The organism is Pseudomonas sp. MF6747 (assembly GCF_963890955.1).
Classification (GTDB): domain Bacteria; phylum Pseudomonadota; class Gammaproteobacteria; order Pseudomonadales; family Pseudomonadaceae; genus Aquipseudomonas.
The window spans coordinates 179,022-194,660 of record NZ_CAWPSZ010000004.1; the positions used below are offsets into that span (position 1 = coordinate 179,022).

Consider the following 15,639-nt stretch of genomic DNA (forward strand, 5'->3'; position numbering starts at 1 on the left):
CTGTCAGTCAGAACATTCAGTACTGACCTATCGCTATCGCAGGCAAGCCAGCTCCCAGAGTTTGAGCGCATTTCAAGCCTCTCAGCCGATTCGGCTGCCCCACCCCACTTTTCAGCTTTCCCGGCTGAGCCGCCCCTCTGTTTCAGCCGGGATTCCCCCACCGCAACGCACAAAATACCCCCACAGCTCAGCCCCCCATGGACCCGTGCACCCATGCAAACAACAAAACTGTCCTGATGATTCGCCTGCAGCTGCATTCGGTGACTGACACACCGCTATCGGGCACCAGCCCCTTCTCGCCGTTTTAACCGTGCCCGCTGGAAATTCGCTTGCCCGGCTTGGTCCCAATCAGCTTCGCCTGCCCATCGCGCTGCTTGCCCGTCCGCGCCTCGCTGATCAACCCCGGAATCAACTTGCCCTCCGGCAGGTTCTTCCAGAATCGACTGGGCAAATGCCCTTCCATCACTTTTGGGTTTAAGCGCGCCGGGTTGAAGATATGGCTGTAGTAGGTCAGCCACATGGCGCTGTGAGGGTCTTCGACGTTTTGCGCCAGTTGCTGCCAGGCTTGGGGGCATTCGCGTTGATGAATCAACTGCTGACCGTCGTAATACACCCCATCCAGCGGCGTAGCGATCATCCAGCGATGCCGGCCCATGCGCCCGATAAAGTGCTGACTGGCTGATTTCAATATGTCGTGGGCCGGCTCATGCCAGGCCACGTATTCCGGCAACTGCGGCCCGGCCTCTGAGGGCAGCGCGATAAACCGCACAAATGCGTGCAGGTGGTGAGCTTCGCGACTCACCTGCTTGATCCGCCGTTGCAACTCACTGCCCAGCTTGTCCCCGGCCAGCATGGCGGTACGGTCGCCATGGCTGACTCGCCACAGCACCTCGTAGAGCAAGCTCCAACGCTGATCGCCGTGATAGCAGGCGGCCGACTCCAACAGCGCCAACAGCGCCTTGGGAATGCGCGCCTGAAACGGCCCAAGCTGCGCAGGAATCGGCTCGTCGGTGGCAAACAGGTCTGCCACTTCGGCCTCGCCCCAGCTCACCTGGCTGGGGTCAACCTGATGGCTGAGCAGCCAGCGCGCCTGTTCGCGCCAGGTGCTGAACAGATTGTCGCATTCCAGGCTGATCATCCCCATAACCCCATTTGCTGAGGCTGCGGGCGGTCGCGCAGTTGCTCGCGCAGCAACACGCTGGTGGTGTCGGCCTGTTGTGGGTGGTAGTCGCTGGTGATGAAAAACGGCTTGGCCTTGGCCAGCACGCAGCGCATGCGCGCCAGGTCTTCGAAACGGATCTTGCGTTCGCGGCGTAGGTCCACCAGGCGCTGGGTGGTGCGCAGGCCGATGCCGGGGATGCGCGCAATCAACGTGGGTTCGGCGCGATTCAAGTCCAGCGGAAACACCTCGCGATGCTCCAGCGCCCAGGCCAGCTTGGGGTCGATATCCAGCGCCAGGTGACCGGGCCCTTCAAACAGTTCGTTGGCGCTGAAACCGTAACTGCGCAACAGAAAGTCTGCTTGATACAAACGGTGCTCGCGCATCAGCGGCGGCGCGGCCAGGGGCACGCTTTTCGGACTGTTGGGGATGGGGCTGAACGCCGAATAATAGACGCGGCGCAACTTAAAGTTGCCGTACAGCGCCTCGGCGCCGTGCAAGATGGTGCTGTCGTCGGTGTCGTCGGCGCCGACGATCATCTGCGTGCTCTGCCCGGCCGGGGCGAAACGCGGCGCGCGCGGCTCTTTGAGGACGGTTTGCTCACCGGTGTAGATGGTTTGCATGGCTTGCTTGATTGAAACGATCTGCTTTTCCGGCGCCAGGGTTTGCAGGCTGACATCGGTGGGCAACTCGATGTTCACGCTGAGCCGATCGGCATAACGCCCGGCCTCGGCGATCAGTGCCGGGTCGGCTTCGGGAATGGTCTTGAGGTGGATGTAGCCGCGAAAGTCATGCTCTTCGCGCAACAGCTTGGCGACCCTGACCAGTTGCTCCATGGTGTAGTCGGCCGAGCGAATAATGCCGGAACTGAGAAACAGCCCGCTGACGCAATTGCGCCGGTAGAAATCCAGGGTCAGGGTGACCACCTCCTCCGGGCTGAAACGCGCACGCGGCACGTCGCTGGAGCGGCGGTTGACGCAGTATTGGCAGTCGTAAAGACAGAAATTGGTCAGCAACACCTTGAGCAACGACACGCAACGGCCGTCCGGGGTGTAACTGTGGCAGATGCCCATGCCGTCGGTGGAACCCAGCCCGGCCTTGCCCTCGGAACTGCGCTTGGGCGCGCCACTGCTGGCGCAGGAAGCATCGTACTTGGCGGCGTCGGCGAGGATACTGAGTTTTTCGATCAACTGCATGGAGAGCTACCGATACTGGTTTTTTGTACAGTACCAGTAGCTCAACCTTGGCGCCAGTGCCGTCTGTAGGACTGTGCTCGATCAGCTCGCAGTTGCAAGGAGCAGGTCCTGCACCGAGCGCGCTTTGCCCCGATGGCGATCGTTTTTATACAACGACGCCGCGATCTCATCCGCCCGAATCGGCAGTACCGACAGCAAGGTATCGCTCAAGCCATGGCTGGCCTGGCTGAAGCCCTGGATATAGATGCCGGCCTTGCAGCGCTCGTCGGTGACGATGCGGTAGTCGCGCGCCACTTCGAAGTCGCCCATATAGGCTTCCAGCGGCGCGAGCAGTTCGCGATGCATCTGGCGCTCGTAACCGGTGGCCAGGATCACCGCGTCGTAGTGGCTGACGCTGGTTTCGCCGCTGGCGTTGTTGCGCAAGGACAGTTCGATGCCCAGCGGGCTGGCGCTGGCTTTCTCGACCACGGTCATGGTGCGGAACGCCTGGCGGGCGACACCAGAGACTTTCTGGCGATAGAAAATGCCATAGATGCGCTCGATCAGGTCCAGGTCAACCACCGAATAGTTGGTGTTTTGGTACTCGGCCACCAGGCGTTCGCGCTCGGCGCCGACCTGCTGGAACACCAGATCGGTAAACGCCGGTGAAAACACTTCGTTGACGAACGGGCTGTCGTCGGCGGGCTTGAGCGCCGAACCGCGCAGGATCATGTCGACCTGCACCGACGGGAAACTGTCGTTCAAGTCGATAAAGGCTTCAGCCGCGCTTTGCCCACCGCCAATGATTGCAATGCGCATCGCCTTGCCTTCAACACACGGCTGCTGGGCCATGCGCGCCAGGTATTGGGAATGGTGGAACACGCGGCCATCATCCTTGAGGGCCTTGAACGCTTCAGGCACACGCGGCGTGCCGCCGGCGCTGACCACCACCGAACGGGTGGTGCGCACATGCTGTTCGCCCAGCGCGTCACGGGAGATCACGCGCAGTGCTTCAACGTGTTGCTGTTGCAGGATCGGCTCGATCGCCAGCACTTCCTCGCCGTAGCGCGCCTGGGCCTGGAACTGCCCCGCGACCCAGCGCAGGTAGTCGTTGTACTCCATGCGGCACGGGTAAAAAGTGCCCAGGTTGATGAAGTCCACCAGGCGGTCGTGGGCCTTGAGGTAATTGACGAAAGAGTAAGGGCTGGTGGGGTTGCGCAAGGTCACCAGGTCCTTGAGGAACGAAATCTGCAGTTCGCTCTGGGTCACCAGGGTATTGCCGTGCCAACGGTAATCGGCCTGTTTGTCGAGAAACAGCACGTCCAGTTTGCCCTGGGCTTTTTCGCGCTCCTGCAGGGCGATGGCCAACGCCAGGTTCGAAGGGCCGAAACCGATACCGATCAGGTCGTGAACCGCGGGCGAAGCAATTGCCTGTGTCATTCCAGTGTCCTCTGGATAAGCCCCTTGGCGGTGGGGCGGGAATACCTTCACGACCTGCACAACAGGTCATGTGTTGATAGGAAACGAGGACAGTGAAATAAAATTTAACTGATCATTGATCAGTGCGCGTCCCACTCGCGCATGCGCACCCGGCAATGCTTCATGGCGTTGACGATGTGTTTCTCCACCAGGCTGCGGGAAATACTCAGGCGTTCGGCGATTTGCAGGTGGGACAGGCCGTCGAGTTTGCGCAGCAGGAAGCTGTCGCGGCAGGTGGCCGGCAGCTCGGACAGGGCACGCTCGAGCATTTCAAGGCGCTGGTCCTGATCGTGGCAGGCATGCGGTGAACTGGTGGCGAAACGCTCCTCGCTGTCCAGCACGTCCAGGGGTTCGGACTGGCGCAAAGCGTTACGCCGATGACCATCGATTACCAGGTTCAGCGCGGTGCGGTACAAAAACGCGCGCGGTTGTTCGATCGGCGTGTCACTGGAGCGCTCCAGCACTCGGACATAAGCGTCATGCACCACATCCTCGGCCACCTGACGGTTGCCCAGCTTGGCGTTGAGGAAACACACCAGCTCGCGATAGTAGTTTTCCAACATGACTCCCGGCCGTCAGGGCGACGGCATCAAATCCTTGAGTACTTAACAAGACAGGCCATGGATGATGGCAGTTTGAGTGCGTGCAATTTATAGTAATTCTCATCTACTTTTAAAGAAGTCTTGCATCAATGCGCGAGTTTTTTATTCCATAGCGCTGTTTCCGTGCATGTAAACGCCTAAATCTGCGGGCAATTTTCTCGTATAACACTCAGCCCCTCCGCAACTGCGGCCCTCACTTCCTGGCTGGAACCAACGCATGAAACGCCCTCGCCCCGCTCGACGCGCCCTGCTCGCTGTCGCGTGCCTGATCCCCATCCTTGCGGTGGCCGCCTGGCAGGTGCTGCCGCCCGGCCGCGATACGCTGTCCACGGTCACCGTCACCCGCGGCAACATTGAAAACAGCGTCACTGCGCTGGGTACGCTGCAACCGCGCCGGTATGTCGACGTCGGCGCCCAGGCGTCCGGGCAGATCCGCGAGATTCACGTCGAGGCCGGGGATCAGGTCAAAGAAGGCCAGTTGCTGGTGGAAATCGACCCTTCGACGCAAAAAGCCAAACTCGACGCCAGTCGCTACTCCATCGAAAACCTCAAGGCCCAGCTGCAGGAACAGAAGGCCCAGCACGAACTCGCGCGCCAGAAATACCAGCGTCAACAGCGCCTGGCCGCCGGCAACGCCACTCGCGAAGAAGACGTGCAAACCGCCAAGGCCGAACTGAGTGCCACCCAGGCCCGGGTCGAGATGTTCCAGGCACAGATCCGCCAGGCCCAGGCCAGCCTGCGCAGCGACGAGGCAGAGTTGGGCTATACACGCATCTATGCGCCCATGAGCGGCACCGTGGTGGCGGTGGACGCACGGGTCGGCCAGACCCTCAACGCCCAGCAACAGACGCCGCTGATCCTGCGCATTGCCAAGTTATCGCCGATGACCGTGTGGGCCGAAGTCTCCGAAGCCGACATCGGCCACGTCAAACCGGGCATGAGCGCCTATTTCACCACCCTCGCCGGTGGCAGCCGGCGCTGGACCAGCACCGTGCGCCAGATCTTGCCGATACCGCCCAAGCCGCTGAATGAAACCAGCCAGGGCAGTGGCAGCCCCAGCAGCGCCAGCAAAAGCGGGAGTGGCCGCGTGGTGCTCTACACCGTGCTGCTGGATGTGGACAACGCCGACAATGCGCTGATGGCCGAAATGACCACCCAGGTGTTTTTCGTCGCCAGTCAGGTCAAGGACGTACTCACGGCCCCCGTCGCGGCCTTGTTGGGCAGCCACGGCGCCGACCAGCCATTCGCGCGGGTGGTGGCCAAAAACGGCGATATCGAGGAGCGCCCGGTGCGCCTGGGTATCAGCGACCGCCTGCGGGTCGAAGTGCTTGAGGGCTTGAGCGAAGGCGATCACCTGCTGATCGGCCCGGTCGATGGCAACGGGGGTTGACTTGACCACGCCGCTGATCGAACTCAAGAACATCCGCAAATCCTACGGCGGCGGCGACAGCCCGCAGGTCGACGTGTTGCGCGGGATCGACCTGTCGATCCATGCCGGGGAATTCGTCGCCATCGTCGGCGCATCGGGCTCCGGCAAATCCACGCTGATGAACATTCTCGGCTGCCTTGATCGCCCCACCGAGGGCGACTATCTGTTCGCCGGCGAAAACGTCGCGCACCTGGACAGCGACGAACTGGCCTGGCTGCGCCGTGAAGCCTTTGGTTTCGTGTTCCAGGGCTACCACCTGATCCCGTCGGGCTCGGCTCAGGAAAACGTCGAGATGCCGGCGATCTATGCCGGCATCAGCGCCGCCGAACGGCACGCCCGCGCCAAGGCGCTGCTGACCCGCCTGGGCCTGGCCGACCGCACCGGCAACCGCCCGCATCAGCTCTCCGGCGGCCAGCAACAACGCGTGTCCATTGCCCGCGCCCTGATGAACGGCGGGCATATCATTCTCGCCGACGAACCCACCGGCGCCCTCGACAGCCACAGCGGCGCCGAGGTGATGGCGCTGCTGGATGAACTGGCGGGCCAGGGCCATGTGGTCATTCTGATTACCCACGACCGTGAAGTGGCGGCGCGCGCCAACCGCATCATCGAGATCCGTGATGGCCTGATCATCAGTGACTCGGCAACCCGTGAAACCCACGTGCCCGCCGCCGCCCACAGCGGCGCGCTGCAAGCCGTGGACCTGCGCCAGCGCCTGGCCGACGGTGCCGAACACAACGGTGCCTGGAAAGCCGAACTGGTGGACGCCGTGCAAGCGGCCTGGCGAGTGATGTGGATCAACCGCTTCCGCACCGCGCTGACACTGCTGGGCATCATCATCGGCGTGGCGTCGGTGGTGGTGATGCTGGCGGTGGGCGAAGGCAGCAAGCGCCAGGTCATGGCGCAGATGGGCGCGTTCGGCTCCAACATCATCTACCTGAGTGGCTCCTCGCCCAACCCGCGCACGCCGCTGGGCATCGTTACCCTTAACGATGTCGCGGCCCTGGCGGCGCTGCCCCAGGTCAAGCGCATCATGCCGGTCAATGGCAGCGACGCCGGTGTACGGTTCGGCAATCTGGATTACCTCGCCTACGTGGGCGGCAACGACGTCAACTTCCCGGAGATCTTCAACTGGCCGGTGGTCGAGGGCAGCTACTTCACCGAGGCTGACGAGCGCGCCGGGGCCACCGTCGCCGTGATCGGCCACCGTATCCGCGAGAAACTGTTCAAGAACGTCGCCACCCCGATCGGCCAATACATCCTGATCGAGAACGTGCCTTTCCAGGTCATCGGTGTGCTGGCTGAAAAAGGCTCCAGTTCCGGCAACAAAGACAGCGATGACCGTGTCGCCATTCCCTACACCGCCGCCAGCGTGCGCCTGTTCGGCACCTACAACCCCGAATACGTGGCGATTGCCGCCGCCGATGCGCGCAAGGTGCATGAGGCCGAACTGGCCATCGACCAGTTGATGCTCAAGCTGCACAACGGCAAGCGCGACTACCAGTTGACCAACAACGCGGCAATGATCCAGGCCGAGGCGCGCACGCAGAACACCCTGTCGTTGATGCTCGGCTCGATTGCCGCGATTTCCCTGCTGGTGGGCGGTATCGGCGTGATGAACATCATGCTGATGACCGTGCGCGAACGGACTCGCGAAATTGGTATCCGCATGGCCACCGGCGCGCGCCAGCGCGACATCCTGCGCCAGTTCCTCACCGAGGCAGTGATGCTCTCGGTGGTTGGCGGGCTGTTGGGCATCGCTTTGGCGCTGCTGGTAGGCGGCGTACTGGTGCTGGTCGAGGTGGCGGTGCAATTTTCCTTGTGGGCGGTGTTTGGCGCGTTTGGCTGTGCGTTGGTCACCGGTGTCGTATTCGGCTTCATGCCGGCCCGTAAAGCTGCCCGGCTCGATCCGGTTAAGGCGTTGACCAGTGAATAAACGATGCATCCCGCCGCACCTGCCCTTGCTCAGCCTGTGCCTGTTGCTCAACGCCTGCACCGGCCACCCGCCCCAGGTCGACAGCGGCATCGCGCCGCCCGCTGCGTGGCAATACGCCGAGCGACAGGCCACACAAGCCACCAACCAGCGGTGGTGGACGCAATTTGGCAGCCCGCAACTCAACCGCCTGATCGACCAGGCCCGGCGCGACAGCTATGACGTGGCGGCCGCCATGGCGCGCGTGCGTCAGGCCCAGGCCAGCGCGGTGATTGCCGGTGCGCCGTTGTTGCCCGAGGTGAATTTCAACCTCACCGCCAGCCGCGAAAAACTGCTGCGCGGCAGCGGCAATTCCTCACTGGACGCAACGGAAAGTAATAAGACCGTCGACAGCTTCGGCGCCAACCTCTCCGCCAGCTATGAAGTGGATTTCTGGGGCGGGCGTGCTGCCGCCCGCGACAGTGCCCTGCAGACCCTGCGCGCCAGTGAGTTCGACCAGGCCACCGTCGAGCTGACGCTGCTCAGCAACGTCGCCGACCGCTATGCGCAAACCCTCGCCGCGCGCCAGCGCCAACAGATCGCCGAGCTGAACCTGGCGAACGCGCGCAATGTGCTCGACCTGGTCCAGACCCGCTACGACGCCGGCTCCGCCACGGCCCTGGAACTGGCGCAACAGAAGAGCCTGGTGGCGAGCCAGCAACGTCAACTGCCGCTGATTCAGCAAGTGGCCGAAGAATCGCTGATCACCCTCGCTGCCCTTCTCGGCCAGCCCGTGCAAGCGCTGAACCTGGGCGCCGAGTCGTTCCAGGCGCTGACCTGGCCGAGCATCGGCCCGGGCGTGCCCAGCCAACTGCTCAGCCGCCGCCCCGACCTGGCCCAGGCCGAAGCGCAGCTTGCGGCGGCCAGTGCCAATGTCACGGTGGCCCGTGCGGCGATGCTGCCCACGGTGACCTTGGGCACCACGCTGGGATCGGGCGCCTACAAGGCCGAGGAACTCCTGCGCAGCCCGTTCTACAACCTGACCTCGGGCCTGGTGGCGCCGATCTTCAACAATGGTCGTTTAAGCGCCGAACGCGACAAGGTCCGCGCCCGTCAGGATGAGCTGCTGCAAACCTATCGCGGCGCCATCATCAACGGCTTTGCCGACGTGGAAAAGTCCCTGAGCAGCATCACGCGCCTGGATCAGCAACGCGACTGGCAAAGCCAAGAACTGCAACAGGCCCAGATCGCTTTCCGCATCGCCGAAAGCCGTTACCAAGCGGGCGCGGAAGACTTGCTGACGGTGCTCGAAACCCAACGCACGCTGTACGCGGCACAAGACCTGAATGTGCAACTGCGGCTGTCGCGTCTTCAAGCCAGCATTGCGCTGTACAAGGCATTGGGGGGTGGATGGAACGCCGGTTTCTGATAACGAAACTCCGTTGTCCTACACAAACCGTTTAACAAACCTACATTCTTCGACCCGAGGTCCTTGGTAAAAAAGCCGTCTTCAAACGGCTGCCCGGACCTTCTTGATGAAACCCAGCGTTGTTGTAAAAAGCCTGGCGTGCGTCTGCCTCTGGCTGGTGGCAAGCCGGGCTTTTGCCGAGCCTCTGATCGCGCCCACGGCAATCGACTGGCTGCTGGATTGTCCCTTCCCCGCCTTTGAACGGCCGGACCCTGAGGTGCTGGAGCGCACCCAATGCGCCAGCGTCAGCGTGCCCCGTGACCACGCCGCGCCCAAGCGTGGCACGGTGCGCCTGGCCCTGACCCGTGTCGGCGCCCGGCAACCGCTCAGCCGCGAGGGTGTGGTGTTCATTCAGGCCGGCGAACCGCAAACGGGCCAGGGCGCAACCTTCGTCCTCAAACTGGTCGGCCGCTGGGAGTCCTACGCCACGGCGGCCTATCGCACCCTGACCAACCGTTATGACGTGATCGAACTGAGCCCCCGCGACCTGAGCCAGGAAACCGGTGTAGAACAGGCCGCGCGCGATATGGAGTTTGTGCGCGAACAACTGGGCGAGGCCCGGCTCAACTTCCTCGGCAATGCCCAGGCCACCCGACTTGGCAGTCGGTACGCCGCGCTGTTTACCGAACGCGTCGCGCGCATGGTCTTGGTCAACGCCGGGCACGCTGAGCCGGTGGCCTCCGGCGTCGAGCAATTGTTGCTCAAGGAATCATCCCGGCCCGACGCGGTTGCGGCCGGTTGCGCCAACCGCTGGGTCGCGGATTTTCTGGTCAACGGCCGACAGCCGCCGCCCTCCACGCGCTGTCTCGACCTCGGCCGCTGGGAATAATCACTGCGATTACGGCCTCTACGCGTCGAAAACGACACCCTGCGCTGACGCTCTCGACCAATCGTTATTAAGGGCTATTAATCCGCATTAATAGGCTCAATAGACGCCCATGCTCAGCCGCCCGTTGCGACGCAAACGCCAGAAGCTCTGCGATGTGATTGTCGAGTCGGTCAAGCGCTCCATCGTCACCGATGCCTTGAAACCCGGCGACCGCCTGCCTACCGAGCGCGAGTTGATGGAAAGCGTCCAGTGCTCCAAAGGCTCGGCCCGTGAAGCGCTCAAAGCACTGGAAGTGGAAGCCCTGGTGAGTACGCACACCGGTCCCGGTGGCGGCGTGTATCCGAACCCGGCCGGCACCGAACCCGCCAGCCGTGCATTGCGCAACTACCTGCATTTTCAGCCCCTGGACGGCGAGCAGATGTACCCGCTGCGCAAGGTCATCGAAGCAGAACTGGCAGTGTCGGTGCTCGGACGGTTAAGCGAAGACGACTTCACAAGCAGTTGCTGATTGCCTTTCGTGCCGGCGACGAACGCGCGGTGCGCAGCTTGATGCATGAACCCATGTGCGATGCCGAACACCACATGACCGCGCTGGAAGGCGAGATCAGCCCGCACTGTTTGCTGGAGTTTGATCACTCTTAAAAACCCCACAGATCCACTGTGAAAACTCAATCAATGTGGGAGCTGGCTTGCCTGCGATGGCATCGGCTGGTTGTGCCTGACACACCGAGTTGCCTGCATCGCAGGCAAGCCAGCTCCCACAGAAAAGCCAAGCAGTGCGGTGCTGGCAGCTGCACTCGGTCAACTTGTGGGAGCGGGCTTGCTCGCGAAGGCGGTGGGTCAGTGATACATGAGCTGACTGAACCACCGCCTTCGCGAGCAAGCCCGCTCCCACATTTGGAGCTCAGTACATCAGATAGAAGTGTGTTGCTGTGCTTTTGATCCGCTTTTGCTTCAACCACTCAGGTCGGCTACCAGGCCGCCGTGCTCTGCTTTTGATCTTGCTTTTGACTTTGATCTGACAGGCCCCGTCAACCACGCTGGCCGAACGCAGGCGAGGTGCCGAGTGGTGGGGCAAAGACCTTTTGGTTACTTTTGGCTGGGCCGGCATTCCGGGCGTTTGCCAAAAGTGACCCGCTGTAAGAGCGGAACCGCCAGCCGCCATTACCGCAGCAACGGATATACCCCCAATCTACCTAATCAAGCCCACCCCAGCCCAGACCGTATTCCACTACAATCCCCCCCATTCATCCCTGGGGGGCTTCATGGACATCGAACTGGCACGCACCTTCCTCGAAATCACCCGCTGCGGCAGCCTGGCCGCCACCGCCGAGAAACTGCACGTCACCCAGACCGCCATCACCGCACGCGTGAAAAACCTCGAAAGCCAGCTCGGCAGCACGCTGTTCATCCGCAACCGTGCCGGCGCCCGCCTGACCGCCGACGGCGAAGCCTTCGTGACATACGCCAACCAGCTGCTGCAAACCTGGGAAGCCGCAAAACGCGACCTGCCGTTGCCCGACAGTTACCGCAATGTGCTGCACATCGGCGGCGAAGTCAGCCTGTGCAACCCGCTGATGCTCGGCTGGGCGCAAGCCCTGCGCGAACACATCCCGGGGCACGCCCTGCGCACCGAAGTCCGTGAAGGCGAATACCTGCTGCGCCAACTGGAACTGGGCGTACTCGATGCCGCCCTCGTGTTCCAGCCTCAGTATTGGCCGGGCCTGCAGGTAGAACAGGTGCTGGAAGAAAAACTGATCCTGGTGCAACTGGTGAGCAAGCCGGCCCCTTACGTCTACATCGACTGGGGCCCTGGCTTTCGCCAGCAACATGACACCGCCCTGCCCGACAAGGCTCGCGCCGCGCTGAGTTTCAACCTCGGCCCGCTGGCGTTGCAGTACATCCTGGAAAACGGCGGCGCCGGGTATTTCCGCACGCGTGTGGTGCAAAGCTACCTGGACAGCGGCGTGATGCAGCGCGTGCCGAAAGCACCGGAGTTCAGCTTTCCAACCTACCTGGTCTATTCACGCGCGCGCGATTCAGCTGTGTTGCAACAGGCCCTGGAATTGCTGCGCGGCGTGGTCAAGGCCGAAAGTGACTGGTCACAACGCTGGGACCCGCTGATTTGAATCACCCTGGACCTGCGCGCATGCTAGCCTGCGGGTGTTTCCTTTTGCAGCCTGACCGATGAACAAGAAAAAGTCCGTCACCATCAGCGACATCGCCAAACGGGTCGGCATGACCACCATCACCGTGTCCCGCGCGCTGAGCAAACCCGACCTGGTCAAACCCGCCACCCTGGCGCGCATCCTTGAAGTGGCGCGGGAGCTCGATTATGTGCCGAACGCTTTCGCCCGTGGGCTCAAGCGCAGTGAAAGCCTGATCATCGGCGTGATCACCGCCTCGGTAGACAACCCGTTCTACAGCGAAATGATCAAGGCCATTTCCCGTGAGGCCAAACAACACGGCTACACCATCATGCTGGTGGACACCGACGAACTGGAAGAGCTGGAAAGCAAGGCCGTCGACACCCTGCTGGGCTACCGCGTGGCGGGGATCATCCTCTCGCCGGTCTCCGATGAGCCAAGCTACCAGCCCGATTACCTAGAGCGCCTGGGCAATGGCAAAACCCCGGTGGTGCTGCTCGACCGCACGCTTCACGACAGCCCGTTCAGCCGTGTAGTGCTCGACAACTACCACAGCGGCATCCAGGCCGCGCACTACCTGCTGCGCCAGACGCCCAAGCTCAAGCGCCTGCTGGTGCTGACCGGGCCTGCGCATTCACGTATCACCGTGGAACGCCTCAAGGGCCTGCGCGAAGTGCTTGCCGACCATCCACATATTGAAGTTGAAGTGCAGGCCGGCGACTACACGTTGATGCCGTCGTACCTGCACACCCTCGATTACCTGGCCGAACACACGGCGCCGGACGCGATCATGGGCTTCAACCAGTTGATCACCCTCGGCGCATTGCGTGCGTTGCGCATGCACAACATCGCGCACGACAGCCTGACCATCTGCGGCATCGACCGTCTGCCCTTCGCCGATATCTTCGGCGTGCCCATCGCCTGTGTGGCCCACGACGCGTCCCTGGCCGGCAGCAGCGCGGTACGCCTGCTGCTCGACCGCCTGCAAGACCCGTACAAGCCACGCGACAAAGTGGTGATCGCAGGCGTATTGGAAAACGGCTAACGGCTGGTGTAGCCGCCATCGATCGGCAGGCTCACGCCGCTGATCATGCTGGCGGCGCTGCTCAGCAGGAACAGCACCGGCAAGGCCACTTCTACGGTTTGAGCAAAACGCCCGAGCGGAATCGCCGCCAGCGCCGGGTCGCGCTTGGCGGGCTCGGACCAGGCCATGCTCGCCATCGGCGTGAGCGTGACCGTGGGATTGACGCTGTTGACGCGAATGCCGAAGCGGCCCCATTCGGCGCATTGCACGCGGGTGATCGCGTCCAGCGCGGCTTTGGAAGCGCAGTAGGCAAGGTGATCGTCCAGCGCGACCAACGAGGCTTGGCTGGAGACGTTGACGATGCTACCGGCGACTTTCGCCTCGATCATTTTTGCCGCGACACGGCTGGCAACTTGAGCGGCGCCACGGGCGTTGACCTGCATCACCTGATCGAACGCATCGGCGCTGATCGCAACGGCGGGCTCGAGTCGAGAGATGCCCGCGCAATTGACCAGGCCGTGCATGGCCGGCAGGTCTTGCAGGGCCTGGTCGAGGGCGACGCTGTCGGCGATGTCCACGAATACGCGGTGGCAGCCCAGGGTGGCCAGCGCCTCGGCGCCACGCCCAAGCGCAAAGACCTCGGCGCCGCTGGCGATCAGTTGCAGGGCGATTTCGTGGCCGATACCGCTGGTGGCACCGGTAACGAGGATGCGCTGGTGGGTGAAGTCGAAGGCTGCGTTCATGGTCACTGTTCCATAGGCAATGAAGATCCCCTGTGGGAGCTGGCTTGCCTGCGATAGCGGTGGCTCAGTTAACCTATTTGTCACTGAGGCACCGAAAATCGCAGACAAGCCAGCTCCCACCTCTGGACCGCGTTGTATCAGTTGGTTTGCAGGGCGTGCATGATCGGTTTGAGCGCTGGATACAGCTTCAAGTACTCGCCAAACGCCTGGTCATAGACCGCGACATTTTCGCGCTTGGGCTGCGCCCGCAGCACCAGCTGCACCCAGCCCTTCTCCATCGCCCCATCACTCACCAACCCCACCGTGTGCGCCGCCAGCAACGCTGCGCCCAGCGCCGCTTCCACCTCCTGCACAATGGTGTAGACCGGGTACCGCGTGACATCCGCAATGATCTGCATCCACAAATTCGAATGACTCGCCCCACCCACCACAATCAGGCGCGGGTCCAGTGAGTGCGCGCCCTGCGTGCCGGCTTCGATGTTGTGGCGCAGGGCGAAACTCACGCCTTCAAGCACCGCGCGGTACAGGTGGATGCGGCTGTGGTACAGGTTCAGCCCGACAAAACTGCCGCTGGCGCGGTCGTCCCACACCGGGCTGCGCTCGCCCATCAAATACGGCAGGAACAGCAAGCCTTCGCTGCCTGCCGGAACCTTCATCGCGCTCTGCTCCAGCAGCGCCAGGCTGTCCTGCCCGGTGGCCCTGGCCTGCAGCTCTTCGGCCTGACAGAACTGTTCGCGAAACCAACTGACCGACGCCCCGGCGGTGATCGCGCCGCCAAAGATGTACAGGTCTCGATGGCCGTTGTAGACATGCGGCATGCTCACCAACCCGTGGCGCGCGTCCACTTGCTGGTTCAAGTAGCCCCAGCACATGCTGGTGCCGATCATCGCCACGTGGTTGCCCGGTTGCGTGACACCGGCGGCCAACGTCGCCATGGCGGCGTCCACACCTCCGGCGAGGATCGGCGTACCCGCGTGCAACCCCAGGCGTGCAGCCCACGCGCCCAACAAACCGCCCACGACTTCACCGGAATACACCAGCCGCTCGGGCATCATCGCCAAGGGAATGCCCAGTGCCGCGAGCATCTCTTCAGACCAGCCGCGCTGCGCCACATCGTAGACGCCGCCAATGTTGCCGGCGCTGCTGTGGTCCACCGCCAACTCGCCGGTCAGGCACCAGTTGATGTAACTGTTGGGCGGCAGCAGGTAACGTGTTTGCGCCCACACCTGCGGCTGGTGCTGCTTGAGCCAGAGCATCTTGGTGAAGCCGTAGTAGCTGTCCACCGAGTTGCCGGTGACCGCGAACAGACGCTCCAAATCCACCTGTTCACGCACCCACGCCACCTGCTCACCGGCGCGGCGGTCCATCCAGATCAGGCACGGGTGCAGCGGTGTGATCTGCGCATCCACGGCAATCCCCGAGCCGCCGTACAGGCTGCTGATGCACAGCGCCTTGACCTGCGCTGGGGCCACGTCGGCCTTGGCCATGCACTGCGCCACGCAGGCTTCCACGGCGTCCAGCCACACCTGCGGCCATTGCTCGGCCCAGCGCACTTTCGGGGTATCCACGCGATACCCCTGGCTGTGCTGGGCGATGATCGTGCCTTGACCATCCACCAGCAGCGCCTTGGTGCTCTGGGTTCCTATGTCGACACCTATTACGTATTCCATCA

General features: G+C 62.7%; 12 protein-coding genes and 1 pseudogene. 7 read left to right on the plus strand and 6 right to left on the minus strand.

The window, feature by feature from the left end; translation table 11 throughout:
- Window positions 1–304: 304 nt before the first annotated feature.
- From AACW30_RS05900 to AACW30_RS05915, 4 genes are all read right to left on the minus strand, one after another.
- Complete coding sequence (locus tag AACW30_RS05900) at window positions 305–1,138, minus strand: TIGR03915 family putative DNA repair protein (protein ID WP_106578882.1); 834 nt, start codon at window positions 1,136–1,138, stop codon at window positions 305–307.
- Window positions 1,135–2,355, minus strand: coding sequence for a putative DNA modification/repair radical SAM protein (locus AACW30_RS05905; RefSeq protein WP_200624460.1), 1,221 nt, complete (start codon window positions 2,353–2,355; stop codon window positions 1,135–1,137). The genes AACW30_RS05900 and AACW30_RS05905 overlap by 4 nt, the downstream gene beginning before the upstream one ends.
- An 81-nt stretch (window positions 2,356–2,436) precedes the next feature.
- Window positions 2,437–3,774 (minus strand): lysine N(6)-hydroxylase/L-ornithine N(5)-oxygenase family protein, encoded by a 1,338-nt coding sequence (locus AACW30_RS05910; RefSeq protein WP_200624461.1) that lies wholly within the window; start codon window positions 3,772–3,774, stop codon window positions 2,437–2,439.
- Window positions 3,775–3,893: 119 nt separating this feature from the next.
- Complete coding sequence (locus AACW30_RS05915) at window positions 3,894–4,376, minus strand: sigma-70 family RNA polymerase sigma factor (RefSeq protein WP_106578885.1); 483 nt, start codon at window positions 4,374–4,376, stop codon at window positions 3,894–3,896.
- Between the two features lie 256 nt (window positions 4,377–4,632).
- Between AACW30_RS05915 and AACW30_RS05920 the strand changes: the two genes are divergently transcribed.
- The 7 genes and pseudogenes from AACW30_RS05920 to AACW30_RS05950 all read left to right on the plus strand — a co-directional run bounded on the left by AACW30_RS05920 (window position 4,633) and on the right by AACW30_RS05950 (window position 13,245).
- Window positions 4,633–5,805: an efflux RND transporter periplasmic adaptor subunit gene (locus AACW30_RS05920; RefSeq protein ID WP_179608958.1), complete on the plus strand. Its 1,173-nt coding sequence runs from the start codon at window positions 4,633–4,635 to the stop codon at window positions 5,803–5,805.
- Window positions 5,789–7,780 (plus strand): MacB family efflux pump subunit, encoded by a 1,992-nt coding sequence (locus tag AACW30_RS05925; protein ID WP_200624462.1) that lies wholly within the window; start codon window positions 5,789–5,791, stop codon window positions 7,778–7,780. The genes AACW30_RS05920 and AACW30_RS05925 overlap by 17 nt, the downstream gene beginning before the upstream one ends.
- Complete coding sequence (locus AACW30_RS05930) at window positions 7,773–9,185, plus strand: efflux transporter outer membrane subunit (RefSeq protein WP_200624463.1); 1,413 nt, start codon at window positions 7,773–7,775, stop codon at window positions 9,183–9,185. The genes AACW30_RS05925 and AACW30_RS05930 overlap by 8 nt, the downstream gene beginning before the upstream one ends.
- Before the next feature lie 106 nt (window positions 9,186–9,291).
- A complete protein-coding gene (locus AACW30_RS05935) occupies window positions 9,292–10,053 on the plus strand; it encodes an alpha/beta fold hydrolase (RefSeq protein ID WP_106578888.1) in 762 nt (253 codons plus the stop codon).
- Between the two features lie 109 nt (window positions 10,054–10,162).
- A pseudogene (locus AACW30_RS05940) lies at window positions 10,163–10,695 on the plus strand (FadR/GntR family transcriptional regulator).
- Between the two features lie 623 nt (window positions 10,696–11,318).
- Window positions 11,319–12,182: a LysR family transcriptional regulator gene (locus tag AACW30_RS05945; protein ID WP_200624464.1), complete on the plus strand. Its 864-nt coding sequence runs from the start codon at window positions 11,319–11,321 to the stop codon at window positions 12,180–12,182.
- A 58-nt stretch (window positions 12,183–12,240) separates the two neighbouring features.
- On the plus strand, window positions 12,241–13,245 hold the full coding sequence (locus tag AACW30_RS05950; RefSeq protein ID WP_200624465.1) for a LacI family DNA-binding transcriptional regulator: 1,005 nt from the start codon (window positions 12,241–12,243) through the stop codon (window positions 13,243–13,245).
- Here AACW30_RS05950 and AACW30_RS05955 read toward each other — a convergent pair.
- On the minus strand, window positions 13,242–13,967 hold the full coding sequence (locus tag AACW30_RS05955; protein WP_200624466.1) for an SDR family oxidoreductase: 726 nt from the start codon (window positions 13,965–13,967) through the stop codon (window positions 13,242–13,244). The genes AACW30_RS05950 and AACW30_RS05955 overlap by 4 nt on opposite strands.
- 137 nt (window positions 13,968–14,104) lie before the next feature.
- Window positions 14,105–15,637 (minus strand): FGGY-family carbohydrate kinase, encoded by a 1,533-nt coding sequence (locus AACW30_RS05960; RefSeq protein WP_200624520.1) that lies wholly within the window; start codon window positions 15,635–15,637, stop codon window positions 14,105–14,107.
- Window positions 15,638–15,639: the final 2 nt, after the last annotated feature.